General features: G+C 62.0%; 14 protein-coding genes. 8 read left to right on the top strand and 6 right to left on the bottom strand.

The annotated features are described in order from the left end of the window. The first annotated feature begins 4 nt into the window (after nucleotides 1-4). From LPW11_RS10200 to LPW11_RS10225, 6 genes are all read left to right on the top strand, one after another. On the top strand, nucleotides 5-379 hold the full coding sequence (locus LPW11_RS10200) for a response regulator (RefSeq protein WP_230998017.1): 375 nt from the start codon (nucleotides 5-7) through the stop codon (nucleotides 377-379). A gap of 22 nt (nucleotides 380-401) precedes the next feature. Continuing rightward, complete coding sequence (locus LPW11_RS10205; protein WP_269145405.1) at nucleotides 402-1,679, top strand: methyl-accepting chemotaxis protein; 1,278 nt, start codon at nucleotides 402-404, stop codon at nucleotides 1,677-1,679. Further along, nucleotides 1,679-4,237 carry an ATP-binding protein gene (locus LPW11_RS10210; protein ID WP_230998018.1) on the top strand — a complete coding sequence of 853 codons (2,559 nt, stop codon included), beginning with the start codon at nucleotides 1,679-1,681 and terminating at the stop codon, nucleotides 4,235-4,237. The genes LPW11_RS10205 and LPW11_RS10210 overlap by 1 nt, the downstream gene beginning before the upstream one ends. 60 nt (nucleotides 4,238-4,297) lie before the next feature. Beyond that, nucleotides 4,298-4,693 carry a response regulator gene (locus LPW11_RS10215; RefSeq protein WP_230998019.1) on the top strand — a complete coding sequence of 132 codons (396 nt, stop codon included), beginning with the start codon at nucleotides 4,298-4,300 and terminating at the stop codon, nucleotides 4,691-4,693. A 177-nt stretch (nucleotides 4,694-4,870) separates the two neighbouring features. Beyond that, the gene (locus LPW11_RS10220) at nucleotides 4,871-5,908 is read left to right on the top strand and encodes a cysteine hydrolase family protein (RefSeq protein WP_230998020.1); all 1,038 of its coding nucleotides are present in this window, start codon (nucleotides 4,871-4,873) and stop codon (nucleotides 5,906-5,908) included. A 299-nt stretch (nucleotides 5,909-6,207) separates the two neighbouring features. Then, nucleotides 6,208-7,323 carry a GGDEF domain-containing protein gene (locus LPW11_RS10225; RefSeq protein ID WP_230998021.1) on the top strand — a complete coding sequence of 372 codons (1,116 nt, stop codon included), beginning with the start codon at nucleotides 6,208-6,210 and terminating at the stop codon, nucleotides 7,321-7,323. Nucleotides 7,324-7,526: 203 nt separating this feature from the next. On the opposite strand, the gene LPW11_RS10230 is transcribed toward LPW11_RS10225, so the two are convergent. Continuing rightward, entirely contained in the window at nucleotides 7,527-8,240 is a 714-nt protein-coding gene (locus LPW11_RS10230) for a C40 family peptidase (protein WP_230998022.1), read from the bottom strand. A gap of 338 nt (nucleotides 8,241-8,578) precedes the next feature. On the opposite strand from LPW11_RS10230, the gene LPW11_RS10235 reads away from it, so the two are divergent. Further along, a complete protein-coding gene (locus LPW11_RS10235; RefSeq protein WP_230998023.1) occupies nucleotides 8,579-9,547 on the top strand; it encodes a GGDEF domain-containing protein in 969 nt (322 codons plus the stop codon). A 148-nt stretch (nucleotides 9,548-9,695) separates the two neighbouring features. Further along, nucleotides 9,696-10,712 carry an aldo/keto reductase gene (locus LPW11_RS10240; protein ID WP_230998024.1) on the top strand — a complete coding sequence of 339 codons (1,017 nt, stop codon included), beginning with the start codon at nucleotides 9,696-9,698 and terminating at the stop codon, nucleotides 10,710-10,712. Nucleotides 10,713-11,089: 377 nt separating this feature from the next. Here the strand turns inward: LPW11_RS10240 and LPW11_RS10245 are convergent, their stop codons facing one another. The 5 genes from LPW11_RS10245 to LPW11_RS10265 form a co-directional block, all read right to left on the bottom strand. Further along, nucleotides 11,090-13,030 carry a PAS domain S-box protein gene (locus LPW11_RS10245; protein ID WP_230998025.1) on the bottom strand — a complete coding sequence of 647 codons (1,941 nt, stop codon included), beginning with the start codon at nucleotides 13,028-13,030 and terminating at the stop codon, nucleotides 11,090-11,092. 317 nt (nucleotides 13,031-13,347) lie between these two features. Then, complete coding sequence (locus tag LPW11_RS10250) at nucleotides 13,348-15,939, bottom strand: methyl-accepting chemotaxis protein (protein ID WP_230998026.1); 2,592 nt, start codon at nucleotides 15,937-15,939, stop codon at nucleotides 13,348-13,350. A gap of 259 nt (nucleotides 15,940-16,198) precedes the next feature. Continuing rightward, nucleotides 16,199-18,409: a methyl-accepting chemotaxis protein gene (locus LPW11_RS10255; protein WP_230998027.1), complete on the bottom strand. Its 2,211-nt coding sequence runs from the start codon at nucleotides 18,407-18,409 to the stop codon at nucleotides 16,199-16,201. A 157-nt stretch (nucleotides 18,410-18,566) separates the two neighbouring features. Continuing rightward, nucleotides 18,567-20,648, bottom strand: coding sequence for a chemotaxis protein CheA (locus tag LPW11_RS10260; protein WP_230998028.1), 2,082 nt, complete (start codon nucleotides 20,646-20,648; stop codon nucleotides 18,567-18,569). Next, entirely contained in the window at nucleotides 20,645-21,007 is a 363-nt protein-coding gene (locus LPW11_RS10265) for an STAS domain-containing protein (protein ID WP_230998029.1), read from the bottom strand. Before LPW11_RS10265 ends, LPW11_RS10260 begins: the two co-directional genes overlap by 4 nt. Between the last annotated feature and the right edge of the window lie 388 nt (nucleotides 21,008-21,395).

Here is a 21,395-nt window from a genome sequence, read left to right on the forward strand (position 1 = left end):
GGAAATGGCAAAGACGATCATGATAGTCGACGATTCGGCGCTTATGCGCACCAGCGTGAAGGCAAACCTGGAGCTCGGGGGGTACAAGGTGGAGTTCGCCGGCGACGGCGTGCAGGCGCTGAACCTCCTGAAGACGGGGATAAAGCCCGATCTCATCATCACCGACATCAACATGCCGAATATGGGGGGGCTGGAGTTCATCAAGAACCTGAGGACCGTCGCGGGTTTCCGTTTCACCCCCGTCCTTGTCCTCACTACCGAGAGCCAGCAGCAGAAGAAGGACGAAGCGAAGAAGCACGGGGCGACCGGGTGGCTGGTGAAGCCGATCGCCGGACCCGACCTCATAAAGGTTATAAAGCAGGTTTTGCCGGGCGCCTAGTCCGGTAGGTGGAGGAGTTGCCGTGAGAAAAGTTGCCGTTCAGGCCGCCTGTTTTGACATATCGTCCCTTTTGACGAAAAAGTGCCTCCTCCAGGGTGTCCTTTGCGTGGTGGCTGCTTCGGCTGCGGTCTGGTTCCTGGACGACCTGTGCTGCCGGCTGATCGACATCCCCCATCGCCTGGAGGTGGCGCTTCTCGCCCTCATGGTGTCGGCGTGCACCGCCATCATCCTGACCCTTATCTTCCGCAGGCAGCTCCTCCTCTTCGATACCTTCGCGCAGCACTCCTGGGCCAGCAGCTCCGACAGCCAGGCGAGGATCCGGGAACACCTGGACCAGACGGTATCGGACCTGCCGCAGTATACCGAGCTCCTCGGGGCACAGCTGCGGGAGGCGACGGCGGAGACGGAGACGGCGCTCCTCGGGGTGGTGGAGAGGATGGTGACGGTGCACCAGAAGGCATGTTTCCAGGTCGACCAGATCGGCTCCTCCTCGGAAAGGAGCAACGAGCTCATCCAGGTGACGCGGGATCAGATCAGGAAGAACAACCAGGTTATCAGGGCCCTCAATATCTTCTCCGAAACGCAGTCCGACCAGCTGAAGGACAACCTGAGCCGGATCCAGAGGCTCTCCGACGAGATGGAGCAGATGCGTCCCCTGGTAAACGACATCTCCGACATCGCCGACCGTACCAACATGCTCGCCCTCAACGCCGCGATAGAGGCGGCCCGCGCCGGGAACGCCGGGCGGGGATTCGCGGTCGTCGCCGACGAGGTGCGCCGGCTCTCGACGCAGACGAACAGGGCGGCAAACGAGATCGCCCACAGGATAACCACCGTGGCAAGGCAGGCGCAGACGGAAACCGACAATGCGCGAAAGCTCATCACTGAGGAGGAGGAATCGCAGAAGTTCAAGACGATGGCGGGGAACCTGGCGGATATCGAGGAGCGCTTCAAGAGCGCGGCCACCCACCTGGAGACCGTGATCCGCAGCATCGACGAGGCGAACCGGACGATCGTGGAGGAGGTATCCACCGTCTTGGGGGAGATCCAGTTCCAGGATGTAATGCGGCAACGGGTGGAGCATGTGAACGAGGGGCTCGATCAGCTGACCGCTCTGGCACGGGAGACGAGCCTCTGGCTCAGCGGTGGGGGAGAGGTGCCGGCAGTCCGCCTGAGCGATTGCATGGATGCCTTTGACGAGAAGTACGTCATGCAGGCGCAGCGGGAGACTCACACAGCGGTGCTGGGGGGAGTAAAGGGTGCGTCCTCGGCGCCGGTGCAGAAGATAGAGCTTTTCTGATGAAGAAGGACCCCTCTGCAGAAGAGAAAGAGCAGGGGCACCTGGAGGAGCTGGAGAGGCTGCGCCAGCAACTCTCCGACTGCTCGATGCACCTTGCCTACTTCCAGGAGAGCGAGGAAAAGTACCAGCGCTTCTTCGCGGCGATATCAGACGCGATATTCCTCTTCGACCAGGAGAGCGGCGCCATCGTCGAGAGCAACGACATGGCCCGGCAGCTGTACGGCTATTCTCCGTGGGAGCTGCGGGGGATGCAGGTGGGGCTTCTCGATGCCGACCGCGATTCACTGCGTCACCCCGAATTCCGGGTTGGAGGTGGGGGAGGCGGGCACCTTGCGGAGAGGGTGCACCGGAGAAAGGACGGCAGCTTCTTCCCCGTCGAGGTCTCCTTCGGGAACTACCTGTGGAGAAGCAGGGTGCACAGCTACATCATCTGCCGGGACATCACCGCCCGCAAAAGGGCGCAGGACGCGGCCCGGCAGGCGGAGGAATTTGCCCGCTCCACCATCGACGGGCTGAGCGCCAATATCTGCGTCATCGACCAGGAAGGGACGATCGTCGTCACAAACAGCGCCTGGAGGAGCTTCGCCGTGCAGAACTTGGGAGTCCCCGGGAGGTGCTGCGAAGGGGTGAATTATCTCCAGGCCTGCTCACGTGATCTCTCCGAGGTGAAGGAGGAGATAGACTACACGGTGGCAGGGATCCGGGGAGTAATGGACGGGAGCCGAGGCTCCTTCATGAAGGAGTACACCTGCCACTCCCCCTGCGAGGAGCGGTGGTTCGTGATGAGGGCGAACGCCTTCCAGGCGGGTGACGCGAGGTACGTGGTCATCTCCCACGAAAACACCACCTCCAGGGAAATCGAGCTGATGCGCAACAAGGCGCGCATGGAAAGCCTCGTGCGGCTGTCGCGCAGCGTCTCCACCGACATCTTCGACTTCCTGGAGGTTGCGCTTGACGAGGCGATAAAGCTGACGCGCAGCTCGAACGGGCAGCTCTACTGCTGGGCCGACAGAAAACTCGACATGGTGAAGTGCCGCCCTCAGGGGGAGAGATGCTGGGCGCACTGCTCTCGGACCTGCTGCAATATCGGCGAGACCGAGTTGATGGAGCAGGTGCTGCGCGAGCGAAAGCCGGTGACGAGGAAGTTTGTGACCGCCGAGGGGAGTGCAGCCCGCTCTTCCGGTGAGGAGGGTGGCATCTGCAACCTCCTCTGCGTGCCTGCTTTCGATGGCGAGAAGGTGCTCGCGGTCCTTGTCATCACCAGCACCATACCGTACAGCCAGACGGACCTCCTGCAGATCACCCTCCTCATGGACTCGGTGCAGCGCATGACGGAGCGGCTGCGCGCGGAAGAGGAGCTCAGAAAGGCGAAGGAGGAGGCGGAGACCGCGAACTGTGCCAAGAGCACCTTCCTCGCGAACATGAGTCACGAGATCCGCACCCCCATGAACGGAATAGTGGGGATGACGGAGCTTCTGAAGATGACGGAGCTCAGCGAAGAGCAGGCGGAGTACGTGGAGGCGCTCGGCGAGTCGGGAAACAACCTCCTGGACCTGATAAACGACGTCCTCGATCTTTCGAAAATCGAGGCGCACAAGGTGAGGATCGAGCTGGCCGAGCTGAATCTGAAGCGGTGCATTGAGGACGTCATCCTGACGCAGAGATCGCTGATAAGCGGGAAAGGACTCACCGTAGCGGTGCAGATCGACCCGAAGATCCCCCCCGTACTGGTGGGGGACCAGCTGCGGCTGAAGCAGATCATCCTGAACCTCCTGGGGAACGCCATAAAGTTCACCTCGCAAGGGGGAATCACCATCTCGGCACAGACCGTGGTGCGCTCGAAGCAGGAAGTGACCGTCTCGATCTCGGTGCGCGACACCGGTATCGGCATCTCCCCTGAATCGATGAACCGCATCTTCGAGCCGTTCTCCCAGGAGGACAGCTCTGTCACGCGCAACTATGGCGGTACCGGGCTGGGGCTGAGCATCAGCATGCGGCTCGCGCAACTGATGCGCGGGCAGATCTCGGTGGAGAGCGAGCGGGGGGAAGGAAGCTCCTTCACCCTCACCCTCCCGTTCATTCCGGGGCAGACCCCCCCGGCAGAAGGGAAGAAGGCGTGTCCCCCCATCGTGTGGCAGGGGGCGCCCCTCAAGGTACTTCTGGCAGACGATAACGACATCAATATAAACCTGGCACGGTCTCTTTTGACGCAGCTGGGGCACGAGGTGGTGGCGGCGGTGAACGGGAAAGATTGCCTGGTGGCGCTGAAGAACTCCTCCTTCGACCTGGTGCTGATGGACATCCAGATGCCGGTACTGAACGGCAGGGACGCGCTCCAGGCGATACGCGGGATCGAGAAGAACACGGCCCTTCATCAGCCGGTCATCGCCGTCACCGCCTACGCGCTGCGCGGGGACGAGGAACGCTTCCTGGAGGACGGCTTCGACGGCTACCTCTCGAAGCCGTTCAAGCCACAGGAGCTCATCAAGGAGATGCAGCGGGTCATGGAGAAGTTCCCGCCGGCAGAAAGGGGCGGCCGAAAGGGCGCGAATGCGTGAGCTACCGAGAAAGAGAATGTGCACCACTGCTGCACTTACCGGTATATGTGAGGACCGACTATGAAATCGTTGATTGTAGAGGACGACAAGATATCCGGCCAGGTGCTGGAAAAGATGATGTCCAGGCATGGCAGCTACGACATCGTGATGAACGGAAAGGATGCACAGCTCCTTTTCGAGAGGGCGCTCCAGTCGGGGGAGCGCTACGACCTCGTCCTGATGGACATCATGGTGCCGGAGGTAGACGGACTGCAGGCGGTCTTGGCGATCCGGAAGGCGGAGGCGCGCATGCAGATTCAGCTGGCCGAGCGGGTGAAGGTGATCATGACCACCGCTCTCGATGATCCCCGCACGATCATGAAGGCGCTGTACGAGTGCGACGCCGACTCCTACCTGGTGAAGCCGATCAGGCTGCAGAAGCTCGAGGAGGAGCTGCGCACCCTCGGCCTCTTCTGACCTCCCTTTCGTCGAATCACAGCCACCCGTCCCTCCCGGTGCTCCCGCTTTGGCGCGCGATTTGCCTGAGGTCTTCCCGCTGGAGTAGAATGAGGAAGAGCGCTTCGACGTGACATCTCTCCCGTGGACAGTGTCGCCCCCGGGTCGTCGCGTCGGGCCAGGATGAAGGAGGAGACGATGGCTACCTTCAAGGGAACGGTGGAAGGCTCGAGGAGGGGCGGTCCCGGTTATCTGCCGAAGCAGGAGGGTGAGATTTCCTTCCCGTACGACCGCACCGCATTGCTCGTGATAGACCCGGTGAACGACCTCCTCTCGGAGGGAGGCGCCGGTTGGGATATGACGAAAAAGACGGTGACCATGAACAACGTCATCGGTCACCTGAAGGGCGCGATCGAGGGGGCGCGACGCTGCGGTATCCCCGTCATTTTCGGCCCCATGGCCTACACGGAGGAGGACTACACCGAAGGGCAGCTGCACAGGAGAAGCGGCATCAACCGCCTCATGTACGAGAGGAGGATGTTCCTCGCCGGGAGCTGGGGTGCGGACTTTCACCACGACCTGCAACCGAAGGACTCGGAGATCGTTCTGGAACCGCACAAGGGGATCGACGTTTTCGAGACTGACCTCCCCGAACACCTGGAGCGCCTTGGCGTGACCCATCTCGTGATCTGCGGGATGATCGCAAACCTCTGCTGCGAGTCCACGGGGCGCAGGGCGATGGAGGGGGGCTACGACGTCACCTTCATATCGGACGCCATCGGCGCCTCCAGCATCGCGGCGTATGAGGCCGCGATCCACGTGAACTACCCCCTGATAGCGAACGCCGTTATCACTACCGACGAGTTTCTCGCCGGCTTCCGGAGCGCAAGAGGAAGGCGGGTGGACGTGCAGGCCGGCGACAGGGTCTTCGGCTCCGACCACGGGGAGATCGGCTTCGTGGACGAGGTGTACGGCGACTCCGGCGAGATGGAGGCCCATCTGCTGATCCCGCGCGGCATCTTTACCCACCACGACCTGTACATCCCGCTGGAAGCGGTGGTGAAGCGTGCCGGTCGGGAGGTCTTCATAAACATCCCGAAGGCCGCGCTGATCCACATGGGGTGGGGGAAACCGCCGTGGCGCACGGCGCGGAGGAGAAAGCTCGGTCCGCCGGGCGCCGCCGTCGAACGCCTGTACGGCTCCCGCTCTCCCGGCGGGACCGTGACGGGTTTTTGACTTTCAGCGCCATGAGAGTGGCGCTTTCGAGTGTGGAAGGTCCCCCCAGGAAACGGAGCCCGAGCTTCAAGGAATGGCCGGGTCAGGAATGGCCCGGTCTTTTTTTGTCTGCGTTACCGGCTGATTTCGTTGATTAATCTATGCAAACGGTTCTCCTTCTCCTCCGCGCGGAGCTGCCCCGCCCCTTTTAGGCACACCGGTTGCAATCCTCCAATCCGGAACCGCTCGGTACACGATGGTTCCCTTTTTTTCCACTGGAATGGCAGTACCCAGGCCGAAAGGGCTGTAGAGGAGGCGCGGTGAGCACACGAGAAGTCAGTCACAGGAGTTCGTACCGGCAGGAGGAGACGCGGGCACCGTACTCGCCGGGGTGGAAGGTCCCGGAAGAGACCGGAGGGGTGGCGACGGTGGAGCAGCAGCTCGCGGAGGCGAGGTTTCTGGTGGACTTCTGCCGCGCCATCTATGGCGAACGCGACCCCAAAGTGGTATGTGCCATTGCCGCTCAAGCGCTCTACGACTACTTCGGATACCGGCTGGCCCAGTTCTCCTTTGTGGATGGGGAGCTCGAGAGTGTTTTCTTCATGCCGAGACGGAAAGGGGAAGGGCGCGGCTCCTGCGATGTCTCTCCTGTGGAACTCCCGTTGCTGAAAAAGAGGCGCTTTTCCCTTGCCGGGAGCGGGGGTGACTCCGGCTTCGACATCACGGTGCGCTTCCCGATGGGGCTCGGCCAACTCCGCATCGTCGAGGTGGAGCAGGAAACCCGCGAGGCCTCCGCAGAGTTTTTGCAGCGGATTGCCGACTGCCTTGCGATGGCCCTCGACACCGCAATCGAGCACAGCCGGCTGCAGGAGCTTTCGCTACGCGACCCGATGACGGGGCTCCTGAACCGGAGGGCCTTTGAGGATCTCCTCGACATCGAGGAAGAGCGACGTGACTCCCCGCCGTTGTCGGTGCTGATGATCGATATAGATGATTTCAAGTCCGTGAACGACCGCTTCGGGCATCCTGCAGGTGACGAAGTCATTTCGTCCGTGGGGAAGGCTATCGTGGAGGCGCTGCGCGGGGCGGACCTGGCGGCCCGCTACGGTGGCGAGGAATTTGCGGTCCTTCTGCCGGCGACCGTGGTGAAGGACGCCTATTCGGTGGCGGAGCGCCTGCGGTCGCGGATAGCTGCCCTGGCCTTTGATTTTTGCGGGGAGCGGCTGGAAGTCACCGCGAGCCTCGGGGTGGCGAACCGCACCGTGAAGGAAGATTGCAGCGTGCGGGAGCTTTTGGGGTTAGCGGACCAGGCACTGTACGAGGCAAAAAGACGCGGGAAGAACAGGACGCTGATTCAGGACCCTTCCGCGGAAAAAGAAGGAAACGTGCGGCACAGCCGGAAAGGGAGCCATCCGTCGGTTTCCGGAACGTTATAGAGGAAGGTCCCCGCGGCCCCTCCCTTTCAAGTGAGCGTCGGGGTGGCGGATGGTCCATGTAGGCCGGGATAAGCCGCCAGGCGTTCCCGGCGGTCCACCAAGGCGCAGCCGCGCGGCAGCAAATGCCGGAAACGCTACCGCTTATTCCGGCCTACAATGCCCGCGCTCCTAACACGATTCCCTACCTTCAGGTCCCCGAAGATCTACGCCACCCGCCTCGCTCCCAGATATCTCGCCTTGAAATAGTCCGTGTTCATATCCGACACCGTCACCTCACCCTGGTGCGACGACGCGTGCATCATCTTTCCATTCCCGAGATAGATCCCGACGTGCGAGGGGTACGACGCATACGTCCTGAAGAAGACGAGATCCCCTTCCTTCAGATCCCCCGGCTCCACGTCCGCCCCCATCTTTATCTGCTCCCGCGCAGTGCGGGGGAGCCTGATGTTGTGCTCCCGGAATACCTGTTGGACAAAACTGGAGCAGTCGATCCCCTCCTGGCTCTCGCCGCCGAAGAGGTAGGGAATGCCGAGGAATTGCGAGGCGGTGCGAGTGATGGCGGAGGTATCGCTATCTTGCGCCGTCCCCTCGGCGGGACGGGCCAGCATTGGGGGAGCCTGCGCCTCACGCGGTGCGATCTCCGCAAAGCGCGCCAGACCCTTGAGAACCGCGGAGAGGGTGGGGCTCGCCACAGAATCCGACCCCCGACTCTCTCCCGTCAGCGCCAGGGAGTTCTGCATCATCTCGATGCGCAGAAGCTCCGCTGCGATCTCTTCATCCTTCACCGGAGCCTCACTCCCTTCTGTCGCAAGGCGCGCAAGGAGGTTCTCGAAGGAGGCGCGGCTGGCGGTTTTTCCCGAGGCAGGGTGAATGGCGCGGCCAAGGGGCATGGTGCTCTGCAGGGGATCGATCGACATCTTTCTCCTCTGTGGGGATCAGAATGGGCAGTGATTTGACGCTTTAAGTCAATGAGCCGACGCAAAAAGGGACTCCGTCGACAGCACCTTTTCCGCCGCGGGCGCCGGTTCTCAGGCTCTCCGGACGTGGCTTAGGCTCGTTTTCCGGGGGAAAAGCGCGCCTCCTGCCTGTCCCCGGGATCTGGAGGGCCGTCCATGAGGATGCACGGAGGACATGCAGCTCCCCCCGGAACTGCAACTTGCGCTCCAATGCCACACCCCCTGCACATTGCCATATAAAGGGGCTACGCCTTATAATTTCCATATGGCTGGACGGTGGTGCCATCGGGGGAAGCGTCATGACGGAAAGTGACGAGCTGGCGGCGAGAAACAAACAGCTGGAGAGCCAGATAGCGGAGCTCAAGAGCAGGGAGGAGGTGCTGCGCAAGCTCGCGGCGGCGGTGGAGCACAGCCCCATCTCTGTCATGATCACCGACGTGAGCGGCAGGATCGAGTACGTCAACCTCAAGTTCTGCGAGGTCACCGGCTACTCCCTGACGGAGGTTATCGGCCACAACCCGCGTATCTTGAAGGGGGACGCCCTGCCGGAGCAGTTCTACCGCGAGATGTGGACGACCATCCTCTCCGGGCGGGAGTGGCACGGCGAATTTCACAATCGAAACAAGGACGGGAGCTACGTGTGGGAGCTCGCGTCGATCTCCCCTATCATGGATCCGTCCGGGGTGATAACGCATTTCGTGGGGGTAAAGGAGGACATAAGCGAGCTGAAGAGGCTGCAGAAGGAGTTGGGGCAGATGGCCCACTCCGACAGGCTCACCGGGCTCCCGAACCGGGCGCTCTTTTTCGACCGTCTTGAACAGGCGTTGATACATGCGCGGCGAAAGAGGAGCCGCTTTGCCCTCCTTTTCCTCGACCTCGACGGCTTCAAGGCGATCAATGATACCCACGGCCATCAGGCAGGGGACGAGCTGCTGCAGGCTGTGGCACACCGTCTCACCTTCTGCGTGCGTGAGTCCGACACCGTTGCCCGCATGGGGGGAGACGAGTTCATCATCATCCTCGGCGACATCAACCATTGGGAGGAGCCGGGGCTGGTGGCGCGCAAGGTACTGGAGGCATTCAGCTCCCCCTTCCACATCGGAGAGATCACCTGCACGGTGGGGGTCTCCATAGGGATCAGCGTCTTTCCCGACGACGCCGAGGACGCGAACAAGCTCATCTCCAAAGCCGATTTCGCCATGTACGAGGCGAAACGGAGCGGGAAGAACAACTTCAGGTACAGCTCCATGGAATACAGGAGACGCTGACACCCCCTCCCACCCGTCGGGAGTCCTCGAATCCATACATGCGTCCGCCTCCCCGCGTGCTCCGGGCATTCTTGACAAGCATGCGCCATTGGTAATGATTGGAGCGGAAAGGTACCTATCTTCCCGGCAGATAAAAGGAGTGATCGCTATGGAAATGGAAGGGGGACTCACCCGGCGGGAACTGCTGGCGGCGGCCGCTGCCTTGACCGTATCATCCATCTTTCCTGAGCCGATTCTCGCGGCACTCCGGGACCAGGACATGCCGTACCGGACGCTCGGGCGTACCGGTGAGAAGGTATCCGTCATCGGTCTCGGTGGCTTCCACATCGGCAAGCAGGAGGATGAGAAAGAAAGTATCAGGATCATCCGCACCGCCATAGACAGCGGCATCAACTTCATGGACAACTGCTGGGACTACAACAACGGCGCCAGCGAAGAGCGGATGGGGAAGGCGCTGGAGGGCGCGCGGCAGAAGGTCTTTCTCATGTCGAAGATAGACGGGCGGGACAAGGCGACCGCGGCGAAGCAGATAGAGGAGTCGCTGCGGCGGCTCCGTACCGATCGCATCGACCTCATGCAGCTCCACGAGGTGATCCGTGATTCCGACGCGGAGAAGGCGTTCCGACCCGGGGGCGCGATGGAGGCGCTCCTGGAGGCGAAGAAGGCGGGGAAGGTCCGCTACATAGGCTTCACAGGGCACAAGAGCCCCGCAATCCATCTGAAGATGCTGGAAACCGCCTTCAGCCACGGGTTCACCTTCGACACCGTGCAGTTGCCGCTAAACGTGATGGACGCTCACTTCGACAGCTTCGAAAAGAAGGTGCTCCCGGTCCTCCTGAAGCACAAAATCGGGGTCCTGGGGATGAAGTCGATGGGGGACGGGATACTTCTGCAAAGCAAGGTGGTGACGCCCGTTGAATGCCTCCACTACGCCATGAGCCTTCCCACCAGTGTGGTGATAACCGGCTGCGACTCGGTGCCCATTCTGCAGCAGGCGCTGAAGGCAGCCCGCGGTTTCAAGCCGCTGAAGGAGGCCGAGGTGGTCGCGCTCCTGTCGCGCACCGCGAAAGCGGCAAAGGACGGTGCGTTCGAAAAGTACAAGACCTCACGCGACTTCGACGGCACATATCATAACCCGGAGTGGTTGGGGCCGAAAGGGGCTTGAGAGCGCGATGAGCGTACCGTGCGGGCGCGGGCGCCGGAGCGCAGGCATCATTGCCTGGGTTGGCGGCGCAGCCGCCATAGCATTTCGGCGCATCACATATGGACGAAACAGAAACGCCCTCTTCCCCGCCGGGAGAGGGCGCGTTTGTATCGGTTCATCCTAGGACGGCGCGCTTTTCTCTAGTAGAACAGGAGCCTGGGCGTCCCCTCCCTTTCAAGGGGAGGGACAGGGTGGGGATGGGGTACAGGTTGAAGAGCGCCGCCCCCATCCCCCTCCTGTCCTCCCCCTTGAAAGGGGAGGGACGCGCTGCCGACTGCCCGGCGCAATCCTCGTCCAGTAATTCCGGATCAACCTTCTAGTCGGCTGCTTCTCATGCTCTACTGGAGCGGAAGCCTTACCACCACGCGGGTGCCTTTGCCCGGCTCTGACTCCACCGACATCCGTCCCTTGTGCACCTGCGTCACGATCCAGAAGGAAACCGACAGTCCCAGACCCGTCCCCTCTCCCACCTCCTTGGTGGAAAAAAACGGCTCAAATACCCGCTGCCGTACGTCTTCCGGCATGCCGGGACCGTTGTCATCGACCTCGACCGCCATGAAAAGATCTTCCTTCCACAGCTTCACCGTGATGCGAGGCGGCTGGTCTCCCGGCGCGTCGCACATCGCCTGAGCCGCATTGACGAAAAGATTCACCAGCACCTGCTCGATTTCCACCGCCACCATCGGCACCTGCGGCAGGTCCGGCTGGTAGTGGCGCACGATCTCGATGCGGGAGAACTCGCACTTTCTCCTGAGTTCGATGCTGCGCGAGGAGAGGTCGAGGGCATGCTCCACGACTTCGGTGAGGTTTGAGAGCTGTGCCTGGGCGGTCTCTGCCTGGCTCAGACGCAAGATGCTGTTGACGATGTGCCCGGCGTGGGCGGTCGACTCGCGGATGGCGTCGATGAACTTCTGGATCTGCCGCTCCTCGAAGTACGCCTGGAGCCGGTCCATGGTGAGTCCGAGAGCGGCGGCAGCCTCCATGTTGGGGGGGGAATCGTTGCTGAGGCGCCGCTCGATGTTGCGTGCCGCCTGGCTGACCACGTGCAAGGGGTTGTTGACCTCGTGCGCCATCCCGAAGGCGAGCCGCCCCAGCGATGCCATCTTCTCCGACTGCAGCATGAGCTCCTGCGTCCGCACCTTTTCCGTCACGTCGTCGATCTTCAGCACCGCCCCCTCCGCCTCGTCGTACGAAAGGGGGTATATCACGATATCGTAGATGTGCCGCTCCTCTCCGCGGTGCAATTCGAACCTCTCGGCGCTCTTCGGCTCATGATCCTGCTCGACCTGGGTGCGCAGCTCCGCGACGGTGGCGTGGAACTCTGGCAGCACCTCGCCGAGGAGCCGGCCGAGCGCGTCAGATTCCGAGAGCCCCGTCACCAGCTCCGCCTGACGATTCCACTGGGTGATATGGTCGTCGGCGCCGATGCCGACGAGAACGGACGGCATGGAGTTTATGATGTCGGCGAGGTAGTTCTTCAGCCTCTGTATCTCCGCCTCCTGCCTCTTTGCGTCGGTTATGTCCTGCTTCACCGAGACGATGTTGACGATTGCTCCTTCCTCGTCCTTGATCGGAGAGACGGTGGCGAGCTCGTAGAAGATCTCCCCGGCCTTCTTTTTGCCGGGAAACTCTCCGCGCCAGTCAATCCCCCTGTTCACGGTGCCCCACATCTCCTCGTACGTCGCGGCCGCATCCGTCGCCAGCTCGCGCTGGTTCATCCCCAACACCTCGTCAGTGGCGTACCCGGTGAACTCGCAGAACTTCGGGTTCACATACTCGATATCGCCGTCTTTGTCGGTGATCACCACCATGCTCTGGCTCTGCTCGACTGCGCGGGAGAGTTTGCGGATGTACTCGTTCTGGTCGTTGACAAGGCGCTTCAGGAGGACTTCCTCGATGATCTTGTCCAGGAGGGCGAAAAACTGACGGTGATTGACCGGCTTGAGGATGTAGTGGTCGATCCCTATTTCTATGGCGCTGAGGAGAAAGTTGCTGTCGGAGTGGGCGGTGACGGCGGCGATGATGACCTCGCGATTGTGCCTTTTGATCTCGCGCGCCATCTGGATGCCGTCCATGACCGGCATGCTGACGTCGGTGACGACGATCTCCGGCCGGTGCTGGAGGAAAAGCTCAAGTCCCATAGCGCCATTTTCGGCCTGGTGCAGGGTGAGGCCGGGGTACTTGAGGGAGATGCTTCTTCCCATCATGTTGCGCGCCTGCGCCTCATCCTCGACAAGGAGGAGGGTCACGCCGCGTGTTTCCTGCGCCCGGTTCACCATTTCATGCCTCTTTACCTATGTGCTGTGCCATTTCCATAGTATACGGCTTTCGCTGGTTCGAGTGCAGGCTCCTTAATGTTGAAGACGCCAAAAAGTTAACACAGAGCGGCTCCGTTGCAACGGCGCCTGTCAGAGAAAGGGCAGGGAAGGGATCTCGAAGATGATTCTGGAGAGACGAAGTTGCAGCGGGGGAAGAGAAGGAACAGGTCGCCGCTCATTCGAGGGAACAGACGGTGCCTGCCTGTTTCAGTATGAAGCGGGAGGGGCCGAAAAAAAGGGGGCGCTGTACCGGCGCCCCCTCGCATCTTCACGCTGGGTCAGAATCTCTCAAACCCTATGTCGCCCGCTGTCCCTGCATCGCCCATTGCTATGCACATTCCGGAACCTTTCCTGCCCGGCTCCGGGTGCACAAGGAGAGAACGGGTCTTCACCGCCCCTTTCGGGACCGGACGGCGCCGCGGCTGCGCACTTTCCGAGCCCGCCACCTTAAAAAAGGAGACCGCCGCCTGTAACTGCTCTGCCTGGCTTGCGAGTTCCTCTGCCGTGGAACTCATCTCCTCCGCCGCGCCGGCGTTTTGCTGGATAACCTGGTCTAGCATCTGGATCGCCTTGTTGATCTGCAGCGCACCTGTGTCCTGTTCCCTCGATGCCGCGCTGATTTCCTGCACCAGTTCCGCGGTCTTCTGAATGTCCGGAACGAGCCGGTTCAGCATTTCCCCGGCCTCTTCTGCCACCGCCACGCTGGTGACCGACAGCTCGCTTATCTGCCCTGCCGCGGTCTGGCTTCTTTCGGCAAGCTTTCGCACCTCGCTCGCCACCACGGCAAAACCCTTGCCGTGCTCCCCTGCGCGCGCCGCCTCGATGGCAGCGTTCAGCGCAAGCATGTTCGTCTGCCGCGCGATCTCCTCGATGATCCCGATCTTCCCTGCGATCTCCTTCATCGCGGCGACTGTCTGCTCGACCGCCTTCCCCCCTGTCAGGGCATCGTGGGCGGATTTCATGGCAATCTTCTCGGTCTGCAGCGCGTTGTCCGCGTTCTGCCTGATGTTGGCCGACATCTGCTCCGTCGATGACGACGCCTCCTCCGCAGCGGCCGCCTGCTGCGTGGCGCCCTCCGAAAGGGACTCCGCGCTTGTGCTGAGCTCGCCACTGCCGGAGGCGACGTTGTCGGCGGCAGCCTTCACCTCGCCCACCACGTGGGAGAGCTGCTGCACCATCGAGGCGAGTGCCTGCATAAGCTCGTCTTCCGGGGAGCGTTCTTGTACCTCCACCAGCAGGTTTCCTTCGGCGATCGCCTGCGCCGCTGCGGCGATGGTGGTCATGGAGTCAATGAGGGCGTTCAGGTTTTCCTTGATGACATTGTATTGGCCGAGGTACTGCTGGGTGACCTTCGGGGGGATGTTCCCCTTGCTGATGCGGTCGATGTACTCGGCGGTGGACATGAGGGGGGTAACGATGTTGGTCACCGTGTCGTTTACCCCCTGCACCAGCCGGTGCCACTCACCCACAAAGAGGGAGGCATCCGCGCGCTGGTCCAGCCTCCCCTCTGCGGCAGCGGTTATCAGGATCCGCGTCTCCGTGAGGAGGTCGTTCATCGTAGCGACGAGCCCGTTCAGGTTGTTCTTGATCAGATTGTACTGCCCCCGGTACTCCTCCGTTATGGCGGGGGGGATCACCCCCTTAGCGACCTGGTCCAGGTATCGCGCCGCCAGCATGAGGGGGGAGACGATGTTCTCCACGATGTTGTTCATGCCGCACACCAGCTGCTGCCACCCGCCTACAAAACGCTCCCCGTCCGCCCGCTCGTCGAGCTCACCGCGAGCACAGGCACCGGCCAGGCGGTCCGCCTCCGAGAGGAGGTTATTCATGATGTCGATGCAGTTTTTCAGGTTGTTCTTGATCTCGTTGAAGTCGCCCCGGTAGGAGTCGGTAATCCGCGGCGGGATGTCCCCCTTCGAGATGCGGTCGACGTACTCCGCCGCCACGCTGAGCGGAGTCACCACCGCGTCCAGTGTCTCGTTGACACCGGCGATGATTTTCCGGAAGTCGCCCTGATGGCGCGAGGCGTCGGCGCGGCTGGAGAGGTTCCCGGCCAGGGCATCCTCGGTGAGCGCTGAGGCATCCTCAATGACGGAGCGCACGGAGACAGCCATCTTCTCCATCGCCCTCTGCAGCATCCCCGTCTCGTCATGGGCGGAGGTGTCGAACTCGACCCCCATGTCACCCTCCGCAATGCGTTCCGCGGCACTGATGCAGCGCCTGACGGGGATAAGGATGCTGCGGGCTAGGTACGCCGCCACACCGAGGGCGAGTGCAATGGCAAGCCCCAGCACTGCGGTGACCGTGATGAGTGTGGTTTTCGCCTGCGCTGCCGACTCCCCCTTCATCTTCTGCATTCTCGCATCGATCCCGGTGGCGAACTCGGTCACCATCTGCTCACTCTGGTGTGTTGCCTCCTTGTACTGCCCGATGGCGGTGGAGGCTTCCTGCGGGCTCCTTATCTTTCCGGCCTGCACGTCCTGCAGGACCCGATGGTATCCAGCCGCGTAGGCATCGGCCGCCTGACGTATGGCAGCAACGACGGCGCTGTCGCGGGGGTCGCTGAGGAGCTTTTCGACGGCGGCGAGACGTGAGCGGAAGTGCTCCAGCGACTGGTCCCACTTCACGCGGTACTCCTCTACCTTCGCAGCGTTCCCCACACTCAAGAAACTGTCCTTTTCGTAGCGCCGCATCATGTTGATGTTGGCCCGCGCCCGCTGGGCGTATTCCACGAGCTTCGCCTCGCGGTCTATGAGGCGGCTGTTCAGTGCAGAGAGTTGGGACAGCTCGTACACACCCATTCCGCCGACGATGGCGAGAAAGAGGATGTTGATGGCCGAGGCGAGGAAGAGTTTCTGCCCGATTTTCATGCTGGTACTCCTATGATGATATTAGCTGCCGGCATTTCCTGGAGGGGAATCGGGTACGGAAAAGGGAGAGCTTCTGTTGGGACGCCGTCGCCCCCTCCGGAAGAGTGGAGGGGGCTGTACCGTGGCGTGCGGGTGCCCCTTCTTGCGAAAGGGAGGGTTTCAGGGATATCCGAGTGAAAGGGAAAAACGAAGAAGGCGCGGTGGAGAAAGGGGCGCGGCTTGGCGCGCCCCCCGTTGTCCCTACCTTTTCAGGTGCTGATCAATACCGCTCGAACTCTCCGTCCGGCAGGGCCGATCCTTCACCCATTACCAGGGAGTGTCCCTTTCTCGAGCAGGAATCCTGGTGCGCCAGCGGGTGCTTCGGTGTCGCCACCGGCTTGGCGCGGCGCTCCGCGTGTCTTTGCACGACTCCTGTGGTCTGCACCTTGAAGAAGCCGACCGCCCCCTGCAACTGCTCTGCCTGGCTCGAGAGCTCCTCCGCGGTGGAGCTCATCTCTTCCGCCGCGCCTGCGTTTTGCTGGATGACCTGGTCGAGCTGCTGGATCGCCTTGTTGATCTGCACCGCTCCCGCATCCTGCTCCTTGGAGGCGGCGCTGATCTCCTGCACCAGCTCTGCGGTCTTCTGGATGTCCGGCACCAGCCGGTTCAGCATGGCGCCGGCCTCTTCGGCAACTGCTACGCTGGAGACGGAGAGCTCGCTGATCTCCCCTGCTGCGGCCTGGCTTCTCTCGGCCAGCTTTCTCACCTCGCTCGCCACCACCGCAAACCCTTTCCCGTGCTCCCCTGCGCGCGCTGCCTCGATAGCCGCGTTCAGTGCCAGCATGTTCGTCTGGCGCGCGATCTCCTCGATGATGCCGATCTTCCCTGCGATCTCCTTCATGGCGACCACCGTCTGCGCCACCGCTTTCCCGCCTTCGAGCGCGTCGTGTGCCGACTTCACGGCGATCTTCTCGGTCTGCAGCGCGTTGTCGGCATTTTGCCTGATGTTTGCCGACATCTCTTCCATGGAGGAGGATGCCTCTTCCGCGGCCGCCGCCTGCTCGGTGGCGCCCTGGCTCATGTTTTCGGAGCCCGAGCTCATCTCCATCGCCCCTGCAGCGACGTTGTCGGCCGCCGCCTTCACCTCGCCCACCACACTGGAAAGCTGCTGCACCATGGCGGCGAGCGCCCGCATCAGCTCGTCCTCGTCGGAGCGCTCCCTGATCTCGACCAGGAGGTTTCCTCCGGCGATCTCCTTGGCGGCCTGGGTGATGGTCTTCATGGCGTCGATGAGGACGTTGAGGTTGTTCTTGATGGTGTTGAACTCGCCGTTGTAGGCCTCGACGATCCTCGGGGGGAGATCCCCCTTGGATATCCGCTCGACGTACCCTGCTGCGACGTTCAGCGGGCCGATGACCGCGTCGAGCGTGTCGTTCACCCCCTGCACGATCCTGCGGAAGTCGCCGCTGTGGCGCGAGGCGTCGGCACGGGTGGCGAGTTTACCCTGCACGGCGCTCTCGGCCAGGAGATTTGCGTCCGCCACGAGAGCATTGACGTTGTCGATACAGTTGTTGAGGTTCAGCTTTATCTCGTTGAAATCGCCCTGGTAGGTATCGCTTATCTTCGGGGGGATGTCACCTTTGGAGATGCGGTCCACATACCCGGCGGCGACCCTCAGCGGGCCGACCACCGCGTCGAGCGTCTGGTTCATACCCTCCACGACGCCGCGGAACTCGAAGTTGATCTTCTGCACGTCGCCGCGGGTGCCCAGTTTCCCCTGCACAGCCGCTTCAGTGAGGCGGCTACTCTCGTCCAGCAGAGACTTGAGTATCCTCCCGATGTTGCGGGAGAGGAAGATCCCCATCCCCATACCGAAGAGGACGCATCCGACGACAAGTGCTATGAGGTACGCCCGGCTTTCCTTGTAAATCTCGGTGGTGATGTTGGAGAGGTCCTTGGCGTTCCCCTCCTTCAGCTGGGCGAGCTCCGTGAGGGTATCGTCCACCACGGTGATCTTCTGGCGTCCCTCCCCCATTGAAAGCTCGGCAGACTGCCTGCTCTTCTGGAAGTCTTCACTTAGGGCTAGCTGCACCACCTTCTTGCTCACCGGCAGGTACTCGGCCCAGGCCTTGTCGAGCTTCGCCACAGTCGCCTTCCCCTTTTCCGACGTGAAAAGGAGGCGAGCCTTATCCATGTTTTCCGTGTACAGCTTCTCAGCCGTCTGGTAGAGCTGCAGGAATTTCTCCCGCTCCGTCTTGCTGCTGGAGAGGAGGATGTTCTTTTCCGCCCGCGCCATGTACATGAGGTCGATGTTCGCTTCCTTGGCATAGGAGAGGCCGCGCAGTTCCTTCAGGTACATCTGGTCGGCCATGTCGTTGATCTTCGACATGTTCCTGATGCCCACGACGCCGACGACGGCGGTGATCGCGGAGAGGAGGAGGAAGGAGATGAGGAGCTTCTTGCTGATGGTCAGACGGTTGAGCAGGTTCATGGAGTTCTCCTTTGGTGTGGACAGCGGAACCGTGTTACGGCGTCATCACTTCCTATCGGCACGAGTGAATCGATGTGGATCAGGCAAAGCCTGAAAGGCGTAAGGGATTACCTCCCTACGAGTGTGCAGGTTCTAACCGTTTTCGCTCTGTGCGGTGCTACTGCCCCTCCAGCTCCACCTGGCGTACCAGCTGCGGTATGTCCAGGATGAGGGCGACCGCACCGTCACCGAGGATCGTGGCCCCGGAAACCCCTTCCAGATCCTTGTAGGCGTGCCCGAGCGACTTGATGACCGTCTGGTGCTCTCCGATGACGTGGTCGACCACCACCCCGACGGTCGTCTCGCCGACGCGGGTGATCACCACCTGCTCGAAGTCGGGGCGCTTTCCCGCCACGTTGAAGCGCTGCCGCAAGGGAAGGTAGGGGATGAGCTGGCCGCGCACCGGTACGAGGTTCCTGCCGTGCGACTTCTCCACCTGGTCCCGGGTGAGGAATACCACCTCGTCCACCAGGGAGAGGGGGATCAGGAAGCGGTCGCTTCCGATCTTTACGAGGAGCGTCTCGATGATCGCCAGGGTAAGGGGGATGCGCACCGAGATGGTCGCACCGCGGCCGCGCACGCTGCTGATCTCGATGGTGCCGCGCAAGGCGTCTATGGCGCGCTTCACCACGTCCATCCCGACTCCCCGCCCGGAGACGCTGGTGACCTTTTGCGCGGTGGAGAAGCCGGGGGCGAAAATCTGGGCAAAGATCTCCCTGTCGGAGAGCTCCGCCGTCGGGGAGATGAGCCCCTTTTCCACCGCCTTCCCGCGGATCCTTTCACGGTCCAGCCCCGCGCCGTCGTCGGCAATGGTGATGACCACGCTGTCCCCGGAATGGCGCGCCGCCAGATGCACCTTCCCCTGACGCGGCTTCCCGGCTGCGGCGCGCGCCTCCGGCGCCTCTATCCCGTGGTCGATGCTGTTTCTGATAAGGTGCACGAGGGGGTCGTTGAGCTTCTCTATGACCGTCTTGTCCAGCTCCGTCTCCGCCCCCTCCGTGGTCATCTCGATCTCCTTCCCGAGCTCCTGGGAGAGGTCTCGCACCAGCCTCTTGAATTTCGAAAAGGTGCTGCCGATGGGGAGCATCCGTATGTTCAGCACGTTGTCCCGCAGCTCGGCTGTAAGCCGCTCCACCTCCTCGGCGATCGACTTCATCTCCGGGTCCTTGCGCCCCGCCGTCGTCTGGGAGAGTCGCGCCTGGACCGTCACCAATTCCCCCACCAAGTTCACCAGGAGATCGAGCTTGTGGGCCGGTACGCGGATGGAGGCTGACCCCTCCTGGCTCTGCCGCTCCTTCTGCACCTCCTTTACATGCTGCTGCTCGGCGAGGGCGGAGGCGATCGTCTCCGGGGAGACCAGCCCCTTTTCCACCAGGATCTCTCCCAGGAGTTTCCTGCTGGCCAGCACCGACTTCATCTCATCGAGGCTCAGGTCCCCGCGCTCCACGAGGATCTCCCCCAGCATCTTGTGGTTCCCCTCTTCAGGGTCACCTGCGCCATCATCGATGAGGTCGATCTTGAGGGTGCAGTCGTCCTCCACGAAAATGAAGACTTCCTCGATGGCCTCGAGGCCGCGGTCGGTCGTCAGGACGACATCCCAGAACAGGTGGCAGCTCTCGGCGTCGATCTCCCCGAGCAGGGGGACGGCGGTACTCTGCGCAAAGACCGTGCAGCGCCCGAGCTCGCGCAGCTCGTTCAGGAGGTGCACAGGGTTGGTGCCCCGGGAGAAGATCTCCGGCGCAGGGGCGAAGCGGATCCGGTAGGTCGCCTCCACCGCGGGAGCCTCTTTCGCCGCGCCCTTCGCGGGTGCGCCCGGCGCAGCACCTCCCTTTCCCTCGCATAGCCCGCGCAGACCGGCGATGATCGCCCCGGAGCGGTGCAGGTCGACGGGGCCGGTGGCATCCAGCATCACGCGGATCTGGTCCCGGGCATCGAGGGTCAGGGTCACCAGGGTCTTCGTGACCTTCATCTCGCCGTTTCGCACCCGGTCAAAGACCGTCTCCACCTCGTGTGTGAAGGCGGCGATCTCGTCGAAGCCGAACATGGCGCCGGAGCCCTTGATGGTGTGCATGGCGCGGAAAACCCGTCCAACCAGCTCGATGTCTTCCGGGTTTTCCTCCAGCTCCAGCAGGGACGACTCCAGCTCGCTCAGGAGCTCGTACGCCTCTTCCCGATACGCCTGTGCGTGCACATCTTTCATGCCTCCTCCCTCCTGCTCCACACGCAGCTTCCGTTCAGGTCGTTGGCGCAGCGCGCCTTCTCGGCGAATCCTGCCACGATTCGCGCGGCACTGACCGCCCCATTTTCCAGCCCCTTTACCTCGAGGAGCTTCCCGTCCGCCGTGACCGTGCGGTGCAAGGCGCAGATGAGCTGCAGGCCGATGATGTCGAGCTCCTCCACCGCCGAAAGATCGAGGACGACCCCCTGCGCGGAGCTCAGTGCGTGCAGCAGGTCGTCCCTGATCTGCGTCGCGTGTTCGACGGTCATCGCCCCGGTGACTGTAATGGTCGCTTCGGTACCCTCGGGGGGTACCGCTACTGTCGCGCTGTATCTGTCCATTGATCTTTCCTGTAAAGGCCTCGGTGTGCCGCGATTGCGGGATGGTTTCTGTATGAGCGGACGTTCCGACGCTTTGTCAGACATGGAAGAGCGCGAAAGGCAAGAGGTGAGAAATAAATTATTTTTCACTAATGCATTTGAGGCTGCTCCGGTCGACCTCGGCACTCCACGTATACAGTCGGCGCCCGGTGAGAATACTTAAGGAGCAAATCGTTATGCCGCCTTTATCCCTGTCCTTTCAGCGATTGCACTTAATGGAGGGAGATTCCGGAGCCGCAGGGCGTGTGGGAGCCGCGGCGCGTGAGGCGGGAGCTTGAAATGTTGGAGTAAGCTAACTATGCGATTGTCAACGTGGTTCTGCACTTATTGTCAGGGGGGGGACAGGTTG

The organism is Geomonas sp. RF6, from assembly GCF_021044625.1.
Lineage (GTDB): Bacteria > Desulfobacterota > Desulfuromonadia > Geobacterales > Geobacteraceae > RF6.

What these genes read in the sequence shown, in the direction of transcription:
- LPW11_RS10230 (WP_230998022.1), bottom strand. Translation starts at nt 8,240, where the DNA reads ATGTCGATCGATCCCCTGCAGAGCACCATGCCCCTTGGCCGCGCCATT.
- LPW11_RS10220 (WP_230998020.1), top strand. Translation starts at nt 4,871, where the DNA reads ATGGCTACCTTCAAGGGAACGGTGGAAGGCTCGAGGAGGGGCGGTCCC.
- LPW11_RS10215 (WP_230998019.1), top strand. Translation starts at nt 4,298, where the DNA reads ATGAAATCGTTGATTGTAGAGGACGACAAGATATCCGGCCAGGTGCTG.
- LPW11_RS10260 (WP_230998028.1), bottom strand. Translation starts at nt 20,648, where the DNA reads ATGAAAGATGTGCACGCACAGGCGTATCGGGAAGAGGCGTACGAGCTC.
- LPW11_RS10255 (WP_230998027.1), bottom strand. Translation starts at nt 18,409, where the DNA reads ATGAACCTGCTCAACCGTCTGACCATCAGCAAGAAGCTCCTCATCTCC.
- LPW11_RS10210 (WP_230998018.1), top strand. Translation starts at nt 1,679, where the DNA reads ATGAAGAAGGACCCCTCTGCAGAAGAGAAAGAGCAGGGGCACCTGGAG.
- LPW11_RS10200 (WP_230998017.1), top strand. Translation starts at nt 5, where the DNA reads ATGGCAAAGACGATCATGATAGTCGACGATTCGGCGCTTATGCGCACC.
- LPW11_RS10240 (WP_230998024.1), top strand. Translation starts at nt 9,696, where the DNA reads ATGGAAATGGAAGGGGGACTCACCCGGCGGGAACTGCTGGCGGCGGCC.
- LPW11_RS10250 (WP_230998026.1), bottom strand. Translation starts at nt 15,939, where the DNA reads ATGAAAATCGGGCAGAAACTCTTCCTCGCCTCGGCCATCAACATCCTC.
- LPW11_RS10265 (WP_230998029.1), bottom strand. Translation starts at nt 21,007, where the DNA reads ATGGACAGATACAGCGCGACAGTAGCGGTACCCCCCGAGGGTACCGAA.
- LPW11_RS10235 (WP_230998023.1), top strand. Translation starts at nt 8,579, where the DNA reads ATGACGGAAAGTGACGAGCTGGCGGCGAGAAACAAACAGCTGGAGAGC.
- LPW11_RS10245 (WP_230998025.1), bottom strand. Translation starts at nt 13,030, where the DNA reads ATGGTGAACCGGGCGCAGGAAACACGCGGCGTGACCCTCCTCCTTGTC.